The organism is Mycobacterium shunyiense, assembly GCF_058270035.1.
Genome location: NZ_JBZDPT010000044.1, coordinates 1 through 1,014, shown reverse-complemented (window position 1 = coordinate 1,014; position 1,014 = coordinate 1). Strand labels below are relative to the sequence as shown.

Annotated in this window: 1 protein-coding gene; it reads right to left on the bottom strand. The window is 67.1% G+C overall.

Annotated features, from left to right (window positions below; translation table 11 throughout):
• On the bottom strand, nucleotides 1-922 hold a 922-nt coding region (locus AC4ELS_RS24865; RefSeq protein ID WP_499049682.1), incomplete at its 3' end, for a DUF222 domain-containing protein.
• Between the last annotated feature and the right edge of the window lie 92 nt (nucleotides 923-1,014).

Genomic DNA, 1,014 nt, shown 5'->3' with positions numbered 1-1,014 from the left:
CGGACTCAGCTGCTTCGGCCGCATTCCCGGTGGGCATACGCACCGGTTTGACCTTGGCGGTGGCGGCCAGGTCACGCACGGACTCGGCGGGCACGATGCCATGGCCGGCCAGATACCCCGGATCATCACAAGTGCCGTTCACGGTGGATTGGTCGGCCAGCACATGCACCACCGCGGCATCGGCGGCCGCGTGTTGCTGTGCGGCGGGGCAGTCCTCGCGTCGACACAGGCACGGCATGCGGGATTCGAGTCGGGCCACCGGCCCCACCGCGTCGGCGCGGCGCTGCTCGCGGGTGCGCGGATCGTGGTTGCAGACCGTGTCGGCGACGGCATCGAGGCGTTGACTCAACGCGACCCCGTCAGCGGCGTGCACATTGGCCCACACCGAGGCCATGCCTGGGCTGCTCGCCTCGACCTGAACAAACCGCCCGTCGTCGATCGGGGGCGGGACCCGCACCCCGTTGGGGTCGAGTTTGGCGATCCATTGATCCACCCGATCCCGCAACTGCCGCTCAGACAACCGCATCCACCTATGCGCCCGGGCCGCGAGTTCCTCATCCAGGCCGGCCCAGACTGCGGGGTCGACGATGCCGGTGCGGGCGATGAGCGTCCGCACCACCCGGTAGTCGATGTCGCCAACAGCGAACCGGGCGGCCACCAACGGGAGTTTGTCGCGTAGTACCCGGGCGTGATGAATCTGGGTGCCCGCCCGGCCCCGACTGATCCGCAACGCCGCTGATACTTCTGCAGAGACTTCCTCGAACGGGTCGGTGGTCCAAAAGATCGACTCGGCCAACTCCTGTTCCCGCAGACTGTCCAACGCCCCGATCGCAGCCAGCCGCCCCGCGATCGCCGCCGACTCCGCCCGCGCCGCGGCACTGATCTTGTCGATCAGCGCCACATCGGAATCAACGTCGAACATGTGTGCTACTCCTCATGTTCTTGTGGGTAGTTGAGGGTTCAGGCCGCCGAGGCAGAGGTAGATCATTGAGGTCAGTGCTTTGGCGGAGTGGT